The sequence below is a fragment of the Buttiauxella sp. JUb87 genome, from assembly GCF_004361975.1.
Lineage (GTDB): Bacteria > Pseudomonadota > Gammaproteobacteria > Enterobacterales > Enterobacteriaceae > Buttiauxella > Buttiauxella ferragutiae.
In genome coordinates, this window is sequence record NZ_SNVY01000003.1 from 13,157 (window position 1) to 31,541 (window position 18,385).

The window sequence follows — 18,385 nt, forward strand, 5'->3', positions numbered from 1 at the left end:
ACACGAGTTTACCCGCCCACAGCTTAGCTCATGATACTGACGTGTGCGGCGACTATCCGCCAGCCATAGGGGAACTTGACCCAGGTCTGCATCTGGCGGCCAATTTTGTCACTGCCTTCGCGAGTAAATTCAGTGCTGGCCACCGCCATGTCATCACCGTAAGTTGTGATGGTGGTATTTTGCAACAGCCGCTCTAACCCCTGAGTAGAGCGGGTATTCCTGAACGCTCTGATCTCGTCGATTCCATACAGATTTTCACTGGCACCGTAGCGAACGGTGCGGGGATCGGACCAAAATAATTCATCTAATACGGCGACATCGTTGCTAATTAACGCCTGTTCGTAGCGGTAAAACGCAGCGCTTACCTCATTGACGATGGCAGGACGATCAATATTGTCACGCATCATAGTATTTACCTTACCTGGTGGGTTTTCCCATCAGCATACCCTTTATTTCAAGCTGATGGGCGGCTCTCAGGCAGATATCTTCTCGCCAGGGCGCGGCAATGAGTTGCACACCAATTGGGCTGCCATGGGCAGTGGCTAATGGCACCGTCACAACCGGCAGGCCGAGGAAGGAAATGGGTTGTGTCAGCATTCCCATACTGGCTTTGACGGGAAGGTCTGCCCCGTTGATCCGCATTGTTTGCTGGCCTATTAGCGTGGCGCTGCAAGGTGTCGCGGGTGCGATGAGCAGATCGTATTGCTTGAAAAGCGGCAGTGTTTTATCACGGAACCATGCCCGAAACCTTTGTGCCTGTGTGTACCAGGCTGATGGCGTCATGGCGCCAGCCAAAAGGCGCTCGCGGGAATTCAGCTCAAACTGTTCAGCGTGCTCGCGCAATGCGGGCAAGTAATGATTTCCCCCTTCGGCTGCCGAGAGCAAAAATGCCGCCGAGCGTGCTAATTCAGCTTCCGGCATTGAAATAGACTCGAGCGCCTCCAGAGTGTGAGCGACCTGAGTCACCGCCGCTTTGGCGTCGGCGTCACACCAGTCATCAAAAAAACCGCCCAGAACCGCGCAACGCAAACTTCCAGCCGGTTGCAGTTTTTCACTGGTCAGATCGATGCTGCGTATGGACTGAAAGTGATCGCTTGGATCCGCGCCCTGAAGGGCATCGTACACGCGAGCCAGATCGTCGACGTTACGCGCCAGCGGGCCAATATGATCGAGGCTGGCAACAAAAGGTTGGCTGCCGCTGCGTGAAAGCCGCCCAAATGTCGGTTTTAGCCCGAGCACACCACACAGCGAAGCTGGCACGCGAATCGATCCGTTAGTATCGGTACCCAACGTAAAGTTCACCATGCCAGCCGCGACGGCAGCCGCAGAACCGCCGGATGATCCTCCGGCAATTCGTGCCAGATCATGTGGGTTGCGGGTCGCGCCGTAATAGCTATTTTCGGTGGTGAAACCGTAAGCGTAGGCATCCATATTCAGTGCGCCTGAAAGCATGGCTCCGGCAGTAGTCAGTTGTTTGATGGCAAATGCATCGCTATTTGCCGGGGGTTGCGAGCTAAACAGTTCTGCGCCAGCCAGCGTCGTCACCCCTTTAATATCAAACAGATTTTTTACCGCATAAGGCACACCCGCTAATGGCGGCAGTGTTTCACCACGTGCGCACTGTTGATCAATGGCTTCGGCTTCTTGTAGCAGACGCTGCGCGGTCACTTCGGTAAAAGCATTAATCTCGGGATTAGCCTGTGTGATTTTTTCCAGTGTAAGCCGGGCCAATTCCTGAGCTGAAAACTCGCCGCTGGCTAATCCTTGCTGAATATCGCGAATGGAAAGTTCGCTCATAATTTATAGACTCCGGCGACTTCCTGGCGTTGCGGTAGCGGAAAATCCATTAACGGTTCTGCCAGGGTCTCCATGCGAGCCAGTTGTATTTCAAGTTCTTTACGGCGTGCTTCATCGAGTGGAACGTTGAGAAGTTGTTCCATGACTTTGATGTATGCGGGCCAGTCGATAGAATTTAATGTCATTTTTACCTCCTTAAAATCCTGCCGCGCTGCCGTTGCTGCGCGGGTCGTAAGCCCCTTCAAGCATGCCATTGGTATAGCGCACAATTGCACCCGCATGGCCGACGGCTTCACTAAAATCTGGCAGAGACTCAACTTCATGCCCTAACTGGCGCAGGGTGTCGAAAGTCTCCTGGCTAAATCTGGCTTCTAATTTCAGGCTGTCTGAGGCTTGCCCCCAGGTTCTGCCCAGTAACCAGCGCGGGGCGCTAACGGCTTCCTGTAACGGCATACCCTGAATCACATGGCGGGTAAAAATAGCTGCCTGGGTTTGCGGTTGCCCGTCGCCGCCCATCGAGCCATACACCATCGTCCGTCCATCAGCCAGGCGGGCCGCTGCCGGATTCAGGGTGTGAAACGGCTGTTTACCGGGCGCAAGACTTAACAGGCTATCGGGGTTGAGGCTGAAGGCTGCGCCACGGTTTTGCCACAGCACACCGCTTTTTGGCAGAACCACGCCGCTTCCGAACTCGTGATAAATGCTTTGAATAAACGAAACGGCCAGGCCGCTGCTATCAATCACGCCCATCCAGACAGTGTCGCCAGGGCCTTTTCCGGTTCCCCAGTTTGCGGCTTTACCGTCATCAATTTCTGCGGCCAGCGCCGCAAGTGGCGCGGGATCTAACAGGCTTTGGATTGATGTCGTGATATGACGAGGATCGGTGATGTATTTGTCGCGCAGGGCGAAGGCTTTTTTAGTGGCCTCGACGATACGGTGAACCGTTTGGGTTTCGTTGGCTTGCGCCATCTCTAAATGGTCGGTGATCCCCAGAATCGCCAGTGAAACCAGGCCCTGCGTTGGCGGTGTCATATTATAAATCTCACCCTGCTGGTGGTGCAGATGCAGCGGAATACGGCGTTTTGCACGCTGGGCGGCGAGGTCCTGTAAGTTAATCGGCATCCCTAAATCAGCGAGTTCTTCGGCAAGCAGTGTGGCTAATGGCCCGCGATAAAAGCTATCAAGCCCTTCAACGGTCAGGCGTGTCAGCGTTTCGGCCAGCCGTGGTTGAGTAAACCGGCTGCCCGCGCGTGGGATTTCGCCTCGTTCCAGAAAGGTTTCGGCAAAACCGGTGATGTTAACCAGTTCGTCATATTTACTGTGTGTGGCGAGCGCCTGAGATTGGGTCACCGGAATACCATCTGCCGCATAGCGGATGGCGTCAGCCAATAAACGCGAGAGAGGTAATTGCCCGCCACCGAGTTGCCCGGCAATTTTTAGCGCTTCGTCCCAACCACTTAGCGTGCCAGGTACGGTTAATGCCGCTTTTGGGCCACGATGTGGGATTGCGTTTTCACCGGCGTAAAACTCCAGTGAGGCAAGCGAACCTGCTGCACCGCTGGCATCAATGGCAATCGGTTCGCCTTCTGGCGGCACGATCAACCAAAAGCCATCCCCGCCAATACCATTCATATGCGGATAAACTACGGCGATAGTTGCCGCCGCCGCGACCATCGCTTCGATGGCGTCCCCCCCGTGGCGTAGCACGGATAATGCGGATTCACTGGCCAAATGGTGCGGAGTCACCGCCATGCCGGAAGGTGCCATATTGCTTTGCATCATCGTGTTATCTCTCAGAATGGAAGACGGGGTTATCTTTAAGCAAAAGATGTTCCAGGTTGACGCGATTGATTTCACTGTGCCAGGCTCGAGTGAAACAAAAGTTACAGAGGTCATAATGAAACAATTAGATGAGCGTTTAAGAGCGACATATGAGCAGCTTTCTCCGCAAGAACAACGTGTTGCCACATTTATTTTCGATCATTTTGACGACCTGATTAGCTACAACAGCGCGGAACTTGCTCGCCTTTCTGGCGTATCAAAAGCCACGGTTAGCCGTTTATTTAAGCGTTTGGGCTATGACCGTTACAAAGATATGCGTGAAGAGTTACGTACCTTGCGCCAGAGCGGAATGCCGCTGACAGAAAACCGCGATGCAGTGCAGGGAAACACCTTATTAGCACGACATTATAAGCAAGAAATGGCCAACCTGACGCAGTGGGTTAGCCTGCTGGATACGCAGCAATTTGCCGATGTCGTGAGTGCGATTAATACCTCAAAACGTATCTTCATCATTGGCTTAAGGAATTCATGGCCAGTGGCGACGCATTTGCGCCAACAGTTATTGCAGACTCGCAACGATGTCTGGTTACTGCCGCAACCGGGCCAGACGCTGGCAGAAGAAGTGGTGGATATCAGTGAGCAGGATTGCGTTATTGCTATTGCGTTTCGCAGAAGGCCGAGAATTATCAAGCCATTGCTGGCAAACCTGCATAAGCGCCAGATACCGTTGCTGGTAATGAGCGAAGCGCAAGGCTCAGGTCTTACGCCATTCTGCCGCTGGCACTTTGCAGCACCGCTTGATAGCGTTTCAGCTTTTGATAGCTATAGCAGCGCGATGAGCCTGGTGAACTTGTTGTCTAATGCGGTACTCCACGAGGCGCTTACCACCGGTCGCCAGCGTATTCATCATATTGCTGAGTTGTATTCCGAACTGGATGAGCTGGAACAACGGTAATGCACTTTAGTGGTGCATTTGCACGCATCATGGGAACCATTCTGGTTCAGAGATGAAGAGTCAGTGAACGGGTTTTTGTAGGGTGGATAAGCGGTAGCGTCATCCACCATTTTCGCCGCTTTTGTCGGATGACGCTGCTGCTTATCCGACCTACGAAGAGGTATGTCATCTGTCTCTTTTCTTCTTTTGTCTTTCACAAAAATTGGTGGCACATTAGTTGCAGAATATTTTCATTAAGAATCTTTTGTTTCACGCAGAATAAAAGGAAATGCCATGTTCGATATTCAGCACTTCACACAAATTAATCCACCTCATCGTTTATTGATGGGGCCGGGACCCATTAATGCCGATCCGCGTGTATTACGCGCCATGGCGAGCCAGTTAATTGGGCAATATGACCCGGTCATGACCGGCTATATGAATGAAGTGATGGTGCTGTATCGCGAGCTTTTCCGTACCCAAAACCGCTGGACGATGCTGGTAGACGGCACTTCCCGTTCCGGCATTGAAGCAATTCTACTTTCGGCTATTCGGCCTGGTGACAAAGTGCTGGTGCCGGTGTTTGGGCGTTTTGGTCATCTGCTATGTGAAATTGCCCGCCGCTGCCGCGCTGAAGTTCACACCATCGAAGTGCCGTGGGGCGAAGTGTTTACACCTGACCAAATCGAAGATGCTATCAAAAGTGTTAAACCCCGTTTACTGCTGACCGTTCAGGGCGACACTTCTACGACTATGTTGCAGCCATTGGCTGAACTGGGCGAAATCTGCCGCCGCCACGGCGTGTTGTTCTATACCGATGCGACCGCTTCGTTTGGCGGCAACGCGCTGGAAACCGACGCATGGGGATTAGATGCCGTTTCGGCGGGGCTGCAAAAATGCCTTGGCGGCCCATCTGGTAGTTCTCCCATCACTCTCAGCCCGCAAATGGAACAAGTGATTCGCCGCCGTAAATGTATCGAAGAAGGGATCCGCACCTCTGCACACCAGGATGGCGATGACGAAATGATCTACTCGAATTATTTCGATCTCGGCATGGTGATGGATTACTGGGGACCGGAACGCCTCAACCACCATACTGAAGCCACCAGCATGCTGTTCGCCGCACGTGAATGCGCGCGCATTATTCTCGAAGAAGGTCTGGATGTGGGCATCGCTCGCCACGAGTTGCACGGACGTGCGCTGGTGGCCGGGATTCAGGGCATGGGTCTGGAAACCTTCGGCGATCTGCAACATAAAATGAATAACGTACTGGGCGTGGTGATCCCATCTGTCGTCCACGGCGAAGAAGTGCGCAAAATGCTGCTGGATGATTTCCATATCGAAATCGGCACCTCTTTCGGCCCGCTTCAAGGCAAAATCTGGCGCATTGGCAGCATGGGTTATAACGCGCGTAAAGATTGCGTGATGCAAACGTTGACCGCGCTTGAAGCCGTCTTGAATCGCCTCGGTTTTAAAACGACGCAAGGGGCTGCAATGCAGGCGGCGTGGGATGTCTATTCTCAGGAAAATCGCTGATGGTAAAACTTGCGATGAATGCCGTACAGGCAAGTCTGGCCGCGAAACGCGTCATGCAGCGAGCAGATGAGCTGGCGCAAATTAGCGAAACCCCGGGCCAGTTAACGCGTGTCTACCTTTCAACCGAACATTTACGTGCCAACCATTTGGTCGCCAGTTGGATGGAACAGGTCGGAATGACCACCTGGCAGGATGCGGTAGGGAATATTTGCGGGCGCTACGAAGGTGCAAGAGAAGGTGCTCAGGCGATTTTGCTAGGGTCACATCTGGATACCGTGCGCAATGCCGGGCGTTACGATGGCATGTTAGGGGTGTTAAGCGCACTGGAAGTTGTCGCCTTCTTGTATCAGCACGATCTCCAGCTTGAGCAGGCGATTGAAATCGTCGGCTTTGCTGATGAAGAAGGGACGCGTTTTGGTATCACGTTGTTGGGGAGCCGTGGGATTACCGGAACATGGCCGGATAATTGGCTAGCCTGTGAAGATGCAGCGGGAATCAGTGTTGCTCAGGCGTTAGTGAATGCAGGTATTGATCCGTCGCGGATTCACAGTGCGGCACGTCGCCCGGAAGAATTCAGCGCTTATCTTGAGTTACACATTGAACAAGGGCCGGTGCTGGAGCGTGAAAACCTGGCACTTGGCGTGGTAACAGCCATCAACGGCGCTCGTCGTTTAAAGTGCCGCTTCACGGGTGAAGCAGGGCATGCAGGCACGGTGCCAATGGTGATTCGTAAAGATGCGCTTGCGGCGGCGGTGGCCTGGATGACCTTCGTTGAAAGTGCAGCGCGCGCTTATGCCCCAGACATTGTCGCCACTATCGGGTCGCTACAATGTTTACCCGGTGCGGCGAATGTCATCCCCGGTGAAGTTCAACTCACTCTGGATATCCGCAGCCCGCGAGATTCTGACCTCGAAGCGTTGCTGGAAAATCTCTTAAACGAGGCCGATAAAATCGCCGCCTCGCGTGAAGTTGCGTTCAGTGCTGAAACCTATTATTCGATTCCGGCGACGCCATGTGATGTTCATTTACAGCAGCAGCTAAGTTCCGCAATTACTACGGTGCAAGGCCGCAGTTTGTCGCTACCAAGTGGGGCAGGGCATGATGCCATTGCGGTTGCTGAATGCTGGCCTTCAGGCATGTTGTTTGTGCGTTGTGACCGCGGGATCAGCCACCATCCGGCTGAGTCGGTGATGGAAGCGGATGTGATGCAGGCAGTTCAGGCTTATACGCAAACGGTGATCGCGCTGGCTGCGAAAAATGCTTTGGCAGAATTTAACGAAGCGCCAGAGCATGAAGCGCTTAGCCTTATCACGCCATGCGTTGCGATACCCGCGTGGGCTGAGCATTTAGTGGCTGCGCGGCCATTTTCAGCCATCGACGTGTTGCAGCATTATGCTGCGCAATTGACCGATGACTGGGGAACGACTGAGCTGAATCAGGCGCTGAGCGCCCATCCACGGATTGGCGAAAAGGCGCAAGGCAACAGCAAAGAAGCGGCGCTTTCAAAAAATGAACAATCCGCTGTTGATGGGCAAAAGAGTGCGTTAATTGTGGCTCTGGCGCAGGGAAATACCGAATACGAAGCGCAGTTTGGGCGCGTGTTTTTGATTCGCGCCAAGGGGCGCTGCGGTGAAGAAATTCTGGGTGAACTCTACCGCCGCCTGAAAAACTCCGCCGTGGAAGAAGAAGTGGAAGCTCTGGAACAACTACGCCAAATCACCTTGTTGCGTCTGGAAGGAGTGTTTGCACAATGAGCCAATTGAGTACGCATATTCTGGATACTGCGTTGGGAAAACCGGCGGTCAATGTGGTGATTCGCCTGGAACAACAGGACGCAGAAACCTGGGTAATTATCGCTCAGGGTGTTACGGATGTTGATGGGCGTTTGAAGGATTTCACTCAATCGCCATTAGCGGCAGGGCGCTATCGTCTGACTGCAGAAATCGGCCAGTATTTTGCGGCGACGAACAGAGAAACGTTGTATCCCTCCGCGCAAATCGATTTCGTGATTACGCAAAATGGCGGGCATTATCACCTGCCATTTTTGATTTCCCCGTGGTCGTGGTCGACGTATCGGGGAAGCTAATACTAAAGGATAAACGGATCGGCATCCTGCCAGGCAGGGAATTTCTCACGGTATTCCTGCAAGGCAATCAGCGACAAATCGGCATCCAGGCGCATCGCTTTATGGGCTTCACCATTTGCCAGAATGTCGCCTTGCGGGTTAATAATTTTGCTGTCGCCACGGTAATGATGCCCGTTTCCATCAGTGCCGACACGGTTACAGCCAGCAACATACGCCTGGTTTTCAATCGCACGAGCGATCAGCAAACTTTGCCAGTGCAGCGAACGTGGTGCTGGCCAGTTTGCGACATACAGGGCTAAGTCATAATCGTTGCGATTGCGTGACCATACCGGGAAACGCAAGTCATAACAGACCTGCGGCAAAATACGCCAACCACGCCATTCGACCACAACGCGCTCTTCACCCGCCTGATAATGATGATGCTCATCCGCCATGCGGAATAAATGACGTTTATCGTAGAAATGGACTTTGCCGTCCGGCTGAACAAGAAGAAAGCGGTTCACCGGTCCGCGTTCAGTTTGCAGCGCTGCGCTTCCGGCAATCATCGCCTGCGTTTGCTGGGCTTTAAACTGCATCCAGTCAATCACTTCCTCTTCGGCGAGCGACTGAGTGGCGGCTTCCATGGCAAAACCGGTGGTGAACATTTCCGGCAAGACAATCAGGTCACGGCCATGAATGCCATCTAACAGCACATCGAACTGACGTAAGTTGGCTGCGCCATCCATCCAGACTAGCGGTTGTTGCAGAACGGTAATTTTCAAACCAGACACAATCGGAAGCCTCATGATAAACAGTCTTTCATTCACTTTAGCATGAGTTAACTGCCTTTTGTTGGGCAATAAAAAACCCCGCGAACGGGGTTTTTTAAACTATCGAGTGTTATGCGGCTTCAATCTTACGATGCTTTTCCGGCACCTTTACTGGCATGGTTGCCAGCTCCTCCGGTTCGAACTCATCGACATTAATACTGCGCAGACGGCTTGCTTCGGCTTTGGTAAGGATCGCCGCTTCGTCTGCGTTGATTTTGCCTTCCGCCAGCCACTGTTTCGCTTGTTCATCCAGGCGAGTGAATGGCAGGTTATGCCCGGTTTCTTTGCAGATGCGCAGATGGATTGGCTCGGCAGCCATTACGTCCATCAGTGCTTCTTCCAGCAGACCTGCCGGGTTGAACTCGCTTGGCGTCAGATACTGACCGCGACCAATGCGTGAACGTGTCGCTGATGGGATCTGCATGATCTTCGCCAGTTTATGATCCAGCTTGTCCGATGGTGCATCGTAACGGCGGCCAAGTGGGAAGATAACCACACGCAACATGCCAGCCACGAACGCATTCGGGAAGTTACGCAGCAGATCGTCAATCGCCTGTTCTGCCTGATACAACGCATCCTGAACGCCCCAGTGAACCAGCGGCAGATCCGCTTCGTTACGGCCTTCGTCGTCATAACGTTTCAGTACTGAAGAAGCGAGGTACAGCTGGCTCAGAATATCACCCAGACGAGCCGAGATACGTTCACGGCGCTTCAGGCTACCGCCTAACACGGCCATCGATACATCAGACAGCAACGCCAGGTTGGCACTCAGCCGGTTCATATACTGATAGTAGCGTTTGGTTGAATCGTTAGTCGGTGTGGCGCTGGTCAGGCCGTTGGTCAGACCCAGCCACAGGCTGCGCATTTTGTTACTGCCGACGTGGCCGATATGTTTGAACAACAACTTATCGAACGCGTTAACGTCATTGTTTTGCGCCGCCGTCATTTCATCCAGAACATACGGATGGCAACGAATAGCACCCTGGCCGAAGATAATCATGCTGCGAGTCAGGATGTTTGCGCCTTCCACGGTAATGGCGATAGGTGCGCCCTGATAAGCTCGTGCCACAAAGTTAGAATTGCCCAGCATAATGCCTTTACCGCCGACAATATCCATCGCATCCAAAATGGCGCGTTGGCCACGATGGGTACAGTGATACTTCACGATGGCAGACAGAACCGCTGGTTTTTCGCCAAGCATGATGCCGTAGGTCACCAGTGAAGCGGCTGCATCCATCACATACGCGTTACCCGCGATACGTGCCAGTGGCTCTTCAATCCCTTCCATTTTGCCGATAGAGATTCTGAACTGACGGCGGATATGAGCATAAGCACCCGTTGCCATCGCCACAGATTTCAAACCACCGGTAGAGTTGGAAGGCAGTGTAATACCGCGGCCAACGGACAGACATTCCACCAGCATACGCCAGCCCTGACCGGCCATTTTCGGACCACCGATGATGTAATCAATCGGTACGAAAATGTCTTTACCGCGAGTTGGACCGTTCTGGAATGGCACATTGAGCGGGAAGTGGCGTTTACCAATTTCCACTCCCGGAGTGTGAGTTGGAATTAACGCACAGGTAATGCCTGGTTCTTCTTCATCGCCCAGCAAATGGTCCGGATCCGACAATTTAAATGCCAGCCCCAGAACAGTGGCAATAGGTGCCAGCGTGATGTAGCGCTTGTTCCAGGTCAGACGCATGCCGAGAACTTGCTGACCTTGCCATTCGCCCATGCAAACCACGCCGGTATCAGGAATCGCGCCTGCATCAGAACCGGCTTCTGGGCTGGTTAATGCAAAGCAAGGGATTTCTTGCCCACGAGCCAGGCGTGGCAGGTAATGATCTTTCTGTTCTTCAGTACCGTAATGTTGCAGCAGTTCGCCTGGACCTAATGAGTTAGGCACACCTACGGTAATCGCCAGAATGCCGGAAACACCAGACAGTTTTTGCAGTACGCGAGATTGCGCGTAAGCAGAAAACTCCAGGCCGCCGTACTCTTTCTTGATGATCATCGCGAAGAAGCGATGTTCTTTTAAATAAGCCCACAACTCTGGCGGTAAATCTGCCATTTCGTGTGTGATTTGGAAGTCATTCGCCAGGCGGCAGGCTTCTTCAACCGGGCCATCGATAAAGGCTTGTTCTTCTTCAGTCAGTTTTGGCTGCGGGTAGTTATGCAGTTTTTCCCAGTCTGGTTTACCGCGGAACAAGTCACCTTCCCACCAGGTTGTACCGGCGTCGATAGCCTCTTTTTCAGTACGTGACATTGGTGGCATGACTTTACGGAAGCTACGGAATACCGGAGCGGAAATTAAAGATTTACGCATTGGTGTAAAGACGAACGGCACCAGAATTATCGCCAGCGGAACGAGCACCCAGATTGACCAGATACCGGCGAAACCAAGCGCTGCCGTCCACACCAGCAAAATTGCGCTACTGAGCAGTAAATTGACCTGGTGATAGAAAAGCACACCGAGGAGAACAACCGTTGCAACAATACTCAAAATCAACATATAGGAAACTCCCTTGCTTGTAGGAGGTCTGACCACTTGGATGTATTGGTTTTAGTTCATGTGGTTTTTTTTAGCAATATGTTCACAAAATAATTACAACCTTGCTCACATTGTTACCGCACAGAACTGCAAAAGAAGGAGGTTATGGCGCTTCTCGCGCTATCCGGTAAACTGCTTGGGTTAATCAATCGAAAAATGCTGAAGGACATCCTCATGTACCAGGATCTTATTCGTAACGAATTGAATGAAGCAGCAGAAACACTGGCTAACTTCCTGAAAGATGACGCTAACATTCACGCGATTCAGCGTGCAGCAGTACTGCTGGCTGATAGCTTCAAAGCAGGCGGCAAAGTGCTGTCATGCGGTAACGGCGGCTCACATTGCGATGCAATGCACTTTGCTGAAGAACTGACAGGTCGCTACCGTGAAAACCGCCCAGGCTACCCGGCAATCGCTATTTCTGATGTCAGCCACATCTCTTGTGTGAGCAACGATTTTGGCTACGAGTATATATTCTCTCGTTACATTGAAGCGGTTGGGCGTGAAGGTGACGTGCTGCTGGGGATCTCCACTTCAGGTAATTCCGGCAACGTGATTAAAGCCATTGAAGCTGCGCGTGCGAAAGGCATGAAAGTCATTACCCTGACCGGGAAAGACGGTGGCAAAATGGATGGCGCTGCGGATGTTGAAATTCGCGTTCCGCACTTTGGTTACGCTGACCGCATTCAGGAAATTCACATTAAAGTGATTCACATCCTGATCCAGCTTATCGAAAAAGAGATGGTTAAAGCTTAAGTTCTGCCTGATCTTGTTCCCTCTCCATCAGGGAGAGGGTTAGGGTGAGGGGGAAAAGATGGCACCTGAATATTGAGTTTGCCCTCAGGTTCGGGTCGCCCTCATCCCTGCCTTCTTCCCAGGGAGAAGGTGAAAACAAAAGAATGAGTAGTGGGAGGTTAATATGTGCGAACTGCTCGGGATGAGCGCCAACGTACCAACGGATATTTGCTTTAGTTTTACTGGGTTGGTACAGCGTGGCGGTGGAACAGGGCCACATAAAGATGGCTGGGGAATTACCTTTTATGAAGGTAAAGGTTGCCGCACGTTCAAAGATCCGCAACCCAGCTTTAATTCACCCATTGCTAAACTTGTGCAGGATTATCCGATCAAATCCTGTTCAGTAGTCGCACATATTCGTCAGGCAAACCGCGGTAAAGTGGCGCTCGAGAATACCCATCCGTTTACGCGTGAACTATGGGGCCGTAACTGGACTTATGCCCACAATGGCCAGCTTAAAGGTCATCGCTCTCTTGATACCGGGCCGTTCCGTCCAATCGGTGAAACTGACAGTGAACAAGCATTTTGCTGGCTGCTGCATAAGCTGACACAACGTTATCCACGAACGCCTGGCAATATGCAGGCAGTGTTCCGTTACATCACCGAACTTGCGGGGCAATTGCGCGAGAAAGGTGTGTTTAATATGTTGTTGTCGGATGGGCGCTACGTGATGGCGTTCTGTTCCACGAACCTGTACTGGATAACCCGACGGGCACCCTTTGGCGTGGCAAAACTGTTGGACCAGGATGTGGAAATCGATTTTCAGGAAGAGACCACACTCAATGATGTGGTCACGGTCATCGCGACTCAACCTCTGACAGGAAACGAAACCTGGCACAAGATTGCACCAGGTGAGTCGGAATTATTTTGTCTCGGGGAGCGCGTAGTTTGATGCCAGCTGTGGTTGTGTCGTTGGCACAACCGGCTTACTAATCACGTAATTACCGCTGATAACAGAAACGCCTGGTGGCTGGTGATTTGCCGTAAAGTAGTCATAGCCCGGCTTCAGTTGTTTCCAGAAGTTGATGTAGTACGAATACTTGTGGCGTTCCATATTGGCGTCAGTCATGCGGAACGGATAAATGCTAACTTGCACGCTTGGCTGGCCGAACACCAGTGCCCCGGTAACAAACTGGAAAATCTCATCAATGTTGCTGTCAGTCATGGCATAGCAGCCAACAGACACGCAAGCACCGTGAATCATCAGATATTGGCCTTGATAACCATGTGAGCGATCAAACTCATTTGGGAAGCCGATGTTAATGGCTTTATAAAAGCGGCTATCAGGTTTGAGCTGGTTGCGGGTCACGTTATAAAAACCTTCAGGACTCTTAAAATCACCCTGACGCTGTTTTGGACCTAACCCACCGGAATAGTTACAGATGCTATAGCTGTCGAGCAGTTGGAACTGTTCGCCCATCTTTACGTATAGCTCTAGTGTGCGCTCTTCCTTAAATATCTGAATATAAACAGGAGAGCCCATAAGTTGTTGCTTGAATTCTTTGCTGACAGGCGTGGTTGACGTATTGCCGCTCAATAAGCTGGCAAACGACATGCACGGTATCAGAAGCATCGCAATAATGAGTGCGATCTTACGCATACTGCTTTATTCCTTGATAAGACTTATACCAAATGCCAGGACGGCAAAATAAGAGACCCGAAATCAGAATGCTCTGGATTAGGAGCGCTCAACATTAGCACCGTTATGAATTTTCGCAAGCTTGATACGAAGCATTTAGCAACATATCTAACGTTTATCTGATAATAGATAAACCCTGTAAGTTAACTTTTTGCGTAACAGCTCGCATTGCTGCATATCGGAGTGTCGATTTCTCGCCATTCCAGGCCCTATTGATGCTAAAATCCCCCGCGAATGTTGACCTGCGGATTAGAACGGAAACTATCCATAAGTCAGTTGTCCCGATCATAAGGGCGACTTAGCACTCCCTCTCGCAATAGTGAACGGATGCGTTTCCATTTTTAATCTGCCTTATGTGTCGCATCGGTTGAACCCTGTTTCGACCCATCCGTTGTCGGCTACAGTTTTTGTCGGTATGTTTAAGCCAATTTTAAACGTGATAACCTTATGATAAAAATCAAAAAAGGTCTGGATTTGCCTATTGCCGGTTTGCCGGAACAGCAAATTCATGACGGCCCAGCGATACCCTTAGTGGCCCTGCTCGGTGAAGAGTATGTGGGCATGCGTCCTTCTATGCTGGTGCAAGAGGGCGACAAGGTATTGAAAGGCCAGCCACTCTTCGAAGATAAAAAGAACCCAGGCGTACTCTTTACTGCACCTGCAAGTGGAACGGTAAAAGCGATTAACCGTGGCGAGCGTCGAGTGCTGCAATCTCTGGTTATTGAGGTTCAAGGTGATGAGCAGGTCGTTTTCGAACGTTTTGCACCAGACAGCCTTGCCAAACTGCCGCGTGAGACCGTTCAGTCGCAATTATTAGCTTCCGGTTTGTGGACTGCGCTGCGGACTCGTCCATTCAGCAAAGCCCCACAACCCGCAAGCGTTCCTGCCGCCATTTTTGTCACCGCTATCGACACCAATCCGCTGGCGGCTGACCCACAACCCATTATTCGCGCCCACCGCGAAATGTTTGACGCCGGTTTAACCCTGCTATCCCGATTGACGGATGGCAAAGTCCACGTCTGTCAGGCGGGGGGCGGTAAGCTCGGTGGTCATCCTGTTGGGCAAGTGACTTTCAATGAGTTTGCTGGCCCTCATCCCGCTGGGTTAGTGGGCACACACATCCACTTCCTCGAACCGGTTAGTTTGCAAAAAATGGTCTGGCACCTGAATTACCAGGATGTGATTGCCATTGGCAAATTGTTCGTGGAAGGCGAGCTGTGGACCGAACGCGTTATTGCGTTAGCTGGCCCGCAGGTTAAAAAGCCGCGCCTGATTCGCACGCGCCTGGGTGCTTCGCTCGATGTGCTTACGGCGGGTGAGCTGGAAGAAGGCGAAAACCGCGTTGTTTCGGGTTCGGTGTTAAGTGGAACAATGGCTGCTGGTCCGCTAGCCTGGCTTGGTCGTTTCCACCTGCAGGTTACCGTGCTGAAAGAAGGGCGTGAAAAAGAGCTATTTGGTTGGGTTATGCCGGGTGCTGATAAATATTCAATTACCCGTACCACCGTCGGCCACTTCCTGAAGCGGAAACTCTTTAACTTCTCAACAGATACCAATGGTGGTGAGCGCTCAATGGTGCCAATCGGCAACTATGAACGTGTGATGCCGCTGGATATTCTGCCAACGATGTTATTGCGCGATTTACTGGCGGGGGATACCGACAGCGCTCAGGCGTTGGGGTGTCTGGAGCTGGATGAAGAAGATTTAGCGCTTTGTACCTATGTTTGCCCTGGGAAGTATGAATACGGTCCAGTGCTACGCGAGGTGTTAACCCGCATCGAGCAGGAAGGATAAGTCATGGGCTTGAAGCATTTATTTGAAAAACTAGAGCCGCATTTCACTCAAGGCGGAAAGCTAGAAAAATACTACCCACTCTTTGAAGCTACGGCGACATTGTTCTATACACCAGGCATCGTTACGCCTGGAGCTTCCCATGTTCGTGATGCTATCGATCTGAAACGCATGATGATCCTGGTGTGGTTTGCGGTATTCCCAGCCATGTTCTGGGGCATGTACAACGTCGGGCTACAAACCATTCCCGCACTGAACAAAATGTACGGTGCAGAACAGCTCCAACAGGTGATTTCATCTGACTGGCATTATGTTGTTGCCCAATGGCTCGGAGTGAACTTTACGCCGGATGCTGGCTGGCTCAGCATGATGACCCTCGGGGCGGTCTTCTTCCTGCCAATCTACATCACTGTATTTTTGGTGGGTGGTTTTTGGGAAGTCATGTTTGCGATCATCCGCAAACATGAAGTTAACGAAGGCTTTTTTGTCACTTCTATTCTGTTTGCGCTGGTGGTTCCTCCAACGCTACCACTTTGGCAAGCCGCACTCGGTATCACTTTCGGTGTGGTTATCGCTAAAGAGATCTTCGGTGGAACAGGCCGTAACTTCCTAAACCCGGCATTAGCTGGCCGCGCCTTCCTGTTCTTCGCATACCCTGCGCAGATTTCAGGTGATTTGGTGTGGACTGCGGCAGATGGTTTCTCAGGTGCAACTCCTCTTTCCCAGTGGGCGAACGGCGGTAGCGAAGGCCTGGTGAATGTAGGAACCGGTCAACCTGTCACATGGATGGATGCTTTCCTTGGCAACATTCCTGGTTCGATTGGTGAAGTTTCAACACTGATGATTCTGATTGGTGGTGCGATTATTCTGTTTGGCCGCGTGGCTTCCTGGCGCATTGTCGCGGGGGTGATGCTCGGCATGATTGCGACAGCCACCCTGTTTAACTTCATCGGTTCTGCAACTAACCCGCTGTTTGCTATGCCGTGGTACTGGCATATGGTGCTGGGTGGTTTTGCCTTCGGCATGATGTTCATGGCGACCGACCCTGTTTCTGCCTCGTTTACCAACAAAGGTAAATGGTGGTACGGGGCACTCATCGGGGTGATGTGTGTCTTGATTCGTGTCGTCAACCCAGCCTATCCAGAAGGGATGATGCTGGCGATCTTGTTCGCCAACCTCTTTGCGCCACTGTTCGATTACCTGGTGGTGCAGGCCAATATCAAGCGGAGGAAGTCGCGTGGCTGAAGTGAAAAGTAACGATAGCATCGGCAGAACACTGCTGGTGGTGCTGGTGCTTTGCCTGGTGTGTTCCGTCGTGGTGGCAGGCTCGGCTGTAGGGCTTAAAGCTCGCCAGCAAGAGCAGAAAGCGCTCGATAAGCAACGTAACATCCTGGATGTTGCAGGCTTAGCAACACCCAAAATGACCGGCGAAGATGTCAAATCAATCTATGAGTCACGCATTACACCGCGCTTGTTAGACCTAAAGAGTGGTGAACTACTGGATAAAAATTCCTCAAAATTTGACCAGGCTGCAGCACTCCGTGATCCAACACAGAGCATCACGCTTGATTCAAGTGACGACCGTGCCGGGATAAAGCAGCGCAGCAATATCGTCGAAATTTATCTGGTGCGTGATGAGCAAAATAAAGTGCAGGAAGTCGTGTTGCCAGTTTATGGCAAAGGCTTGTGGTCGATGATGTATGCCTTTGTTTCTCTGCAAACCGATGGCCGTACGGTAAAAGGCATTACTTACTATGATCAGGGTGAGACCCCAGGTCTGGGTGGTGAGGTTGAAAACCCGAACTGGCGTGCGCAGTGGATTGGTAAAAAACTGCTTGATGACAATGGGCAGCCAGCGATCCGCTTAGTGAAAGGTGGTGCACGTCAGGGGGATGAGTATGGGGTAGATGGTTTATCCGGTGCCACACTGACGGCAAACGGGGTACAACACACTTTTGATTTCTGGATGGGTGAACTTGGTTTTGGCCCGTTCCTGAAACACGTTCGTGAAGGAGCGCTCAACAATGGCTGATATTTCAGACATGAAAGAGGTCAAACGGGTACTGGTGAGTCCTTTGGTGGATAACAACCCGATTGCCTTGCAAATACTCGGGGTCTGTTCGGCGCTGGCAGTGACCACGAAACTGGAAACTGCATTCGTTATGACCATCGCAGTAACCGTGGTAACGGCATTTTCCAGCATGTTCATTTCGATGATCCGCAATCTGATCCCAAACAGTGTGCGAATCATCGTGCAGATGGCGATCATTGCTTCGTTGGTTATCGTTGTGGATCAGATTCTGCGTGCTTACGCCTACGAGATTTCCAAGCAGCTTTCGGTCTTCGTCGGCCTGATCATCACTAACTGTATCGTTATGGGGCGTGCTGAAGCTTACGCCATGAAGTCGCCACCGTTGGCAAGCTTCATGGATGGCATCGGTAATGGCTTGGGATATGGTGTGATATTGCTGCTGGTTGGCTTCCTGCGTGAACTCATTGGTAGTGGAAAATTGTTTGGTATCACGGTACTGGAAACGGTGCAGAACGGTGGTTGGTATCAGCCAAACGGTATGTTCCTGCTCGCGCCAAGTGCGTTCTTTATTATCGGCCTGCTTATCTGGGCCTTGCGTACGCTTAAGCCTGCGCAACAGGAAAAGGACTAACT

17 protein-coding genes and 1 pseudogene are annotated in these 18,385 nt (G+C 51.7%); 11 read left to right on the forward strand and 7 right to left on the reverse strand.

What is annotated here, in order from left to right; genetic code table 11:
• Positions 1–23 precede the first annotated feature (23 nt).
• From hpxZ to EC843_RS12180, 4 genes are read right to left on the reverse strand one after another with little or no spacing between them, the layout of a single operon-like run.
• Positions 24–407, reverse strand: coding sequence for an oxalurate catabolism protein HpxZ (hpxZ, locus tag EC843_RS12165; protein WP_064549318.1), 384 nt, complete (start codon positions 405–407; stop codon positions 24–26).
• Between the two features lie 10 nt (positions 408–417).
• Positions 418–1,797: an AtzE family amidohydrolase gene (locus EC843_RS12170; protein WP_133522308.1), complete on the reverse strand. Its 1,380-nt coding sequence runs from the start codon at positions 1,795–1,797 to the stop codon at positions 418–420.
• Complete coding sequence (gene hpxX / locus EC843_RS12175) at positions 1,794–1,982, reverse strand: oxalurate catabolism protein HpxX (protein WP_121814255.1); 189 nt, start codon at positions 1,980–1,982, stop codon at positions 1,794–1,796. Before hpxX ends, EC843_RS12170 begins: the two co-directional genes overlap by 4 nt.
• Positions 1,983–1,992: 10 nt before the next feature.
• A complete protein-coding gene (locus EC843_RS12180) occupies positions 1,993–3,579 on the reverse strand; it encodes a gamma-glutamyltransferase (protein ID WP_133522309.1) in 1,587 nt (528 codons plus the stop codon).
• 115 nt (positions 3,580–3,694) lie between these two features.
• On the opposite strand from EC843_RS12180, the gene EC843_RS12185 reads away from it, so the two are divergent.
• From EC843_RS12185 to uraH, 5 genes and pseudogenes are all read left to right on the forward strand, one after another.
• Positions 3,695–4,534, forward strand: a complete 840-nt coding sequence (locus tag EC843_RS12185; protein ID WP_064549348.1) for a MurR/RpiR family transcriptional regulator — start codon at positions 3,695–3,697, stop codon at positions 4,532–4,534.
• 273 nt (positions 4,535–4,807) lie between these two features.
• On the forward strand, positions 4,808–6,049 hold the full coding sequence (locus EC843_RS12190) for an alanine--glyoxylate aminotransferase family protein (RefSeq protein WP_133522310.1): 1,242 nt from the start codon (positions 4,808–4,810) through the stop codon (positions 6,047–6,049).
• Positions 6,049–7,302: pseudogene (gene hpxK / locus EC843_RS12195) on the forward strand (allantoate amidohydrolase); the annotation flags it as partial. The gene EC843_RS12190 and the pseudogene hpxK, both read left to right, overlap by 1 nt.
• The gene (gene uraD / locus EC843_RS24815; RefSeq protein WP_243739145.1) at positions 7,285–7,803 is read left to right on the forward strand and encodes a 2-oxo-4-hydroxy-4-carboxy-5-ureidoimidazoline decarboxylase; all 519 of its coding nucleotides are present in this window, start codon (positions 7,285–7,287) and stop codon (positions 7,801–7,803) included. The pseudogene hpxK and the gene uraD, both read left to right, overlap by 18 nt.
• A complete protein-coding gene (uraH, locus tag EC843_RS12200; protein WP_064549308.1) occupies positions 7,800–8,135 on the forward strand; it encodes a hydroxyisourate hydrolase in 336 nt (111 codons plus the stop codon). Before uraD ends, uraH begins: the two co-directional genes overlap by 4 nt.
• Positions 8,136–8,137: 2 nt before the next feature.
• Here the strand turns inward: uraH and EC843_RS12205 are convergent, their stop codons facing one another.
• Positions 8,138–8,905, reverse strand: coding sequence for an amidohydrolase (locus tag EC843_RS12205; protein ID WP_064549306.1), 768 nt, complete (start codon positions 8,903–8,905; stop codon positions 8,138–8,140).
• Between the two features lie 109 nt (positions 8,906–9,014).
• On the reverse strand, positions 9,015–11,459 hold the full coding sequence (gene fadE / locus EC843_RS12210; protein WP_121814252.1) for an acyl-CoA dehydrogenase FadE: 2,445 nt from the start codon (positions 11,457–11,459) through the stop codon (positions 9,015–9,017).
• A gap of 213 nt (positions 11,460–11,672) precedes the next feature.
• On the opposite strand from fadE, the gene lpcA reads away from it, so the two are divergent.
• Together lpcA and EC843_RS12220 are read left to right on the forward strand one after the other, a co-directional pair.
• Complete coding sequence (gene lpcA / locus EC843_RS12215) at positions 11,673–12,254, forward strand: D-sedoheptulose 7-phosphate isomerase (protein WP_133522554.1); 582 nt, start codon at positions 11,673–11,675, stop codon at positions 12,252–12,254.
• A 163-nt stretch (positions 12,255–12,417) separates the two neighbouring features.
• Positions 12,418–13,185, forward strand: coding sequence for a class II glutamine amidotransferase (locus tag EC843_RS12220; protein WP_064549303.1), 768 nt, complete (start codon positions 12,418–12,420; stop codon positions 13,183–13,185).
• Here the strand turns inward: EC843_RS12220 and dpaA are convergent.
• The gene (gene dpaA / locus EC843_RS12225) at positions 13,156–13,893 is read right to left on the reverse strand and encodes a peptidoglycan meso-diaminopimelic acid protein amidase (protein WP_064549301.1); all 738 of its coding nucleotides are present in this window, start codon (positions 13,891–13,893) and stop codon (positions 13,156–13,158) included. The genes EC843_RS12220 and dpaA overlap by 30 nt on opposite strands.
• A 486-nt stretch (positions 13,894–14,379) precedes the next feature.
• On the opposite strand from dpaA, the gene EC843_RS12230 reads away from it, so the two are divergent.
• The 4 genes from EC843_RS12230 to EC843_RS12245 are packed head-to-tail and all read left to right on the forward strand — an operon-like array spanning position 14,380 to position 18,383.
• Positions 14,380–15,723, forward strand: a complete 1,344-nt coding sequence (locus EC843_RS12230; protein ID WP_133522311.1) for a Na(+)-translocating NADH-quinone reductase subunit A — start codon at positions 14,380–14,382, stop codon at positions 15,721–15,723.
• 3 nt (positions 15,724–15,726) lie between these two features.
• Positions 15,727–16,965, forward strand: a complete 1,239-nt coding sequence (locus EC843_RS12235; protein WP_121814250.1) for an NADH:ubiquinone reductase (Na(+)-transporting) subunit B — start codon at positions 15,727–15,729, stop codon at positions 16,963–16,965.
• On the forward strand, positions 16,958–17,752 hold the full coding sequence (locus EC843_RS12240; RefSeq protein WP_064549295.1) for a Na(+)-translocating NADH-quinone reductase subunit C: 795 nt from the start codon (positions 16,958–16,960) through the stop codon (positions 17,750–17,752). Before EC843_RS12235 ends, EC843_RS12240 begins: the two co-directional genes overlap by 8 nt.
• Entirely contained in the window at positions 17,745–18,383 is a 639-nt protein-coding gene (locus tag EC843_RS12245) for an NADH:ubiquinone reductase (Na(+)-transporting) subunit D (RefSeq protein WP_081908371.1), read from the forward strand. Before EC843_RS12240 ends, EC843_RS12245 begins: the two co-directional genes overlap by 8 nt.
• Positions 18,384–18,385 lie beyond the last annotated feature (2 nt).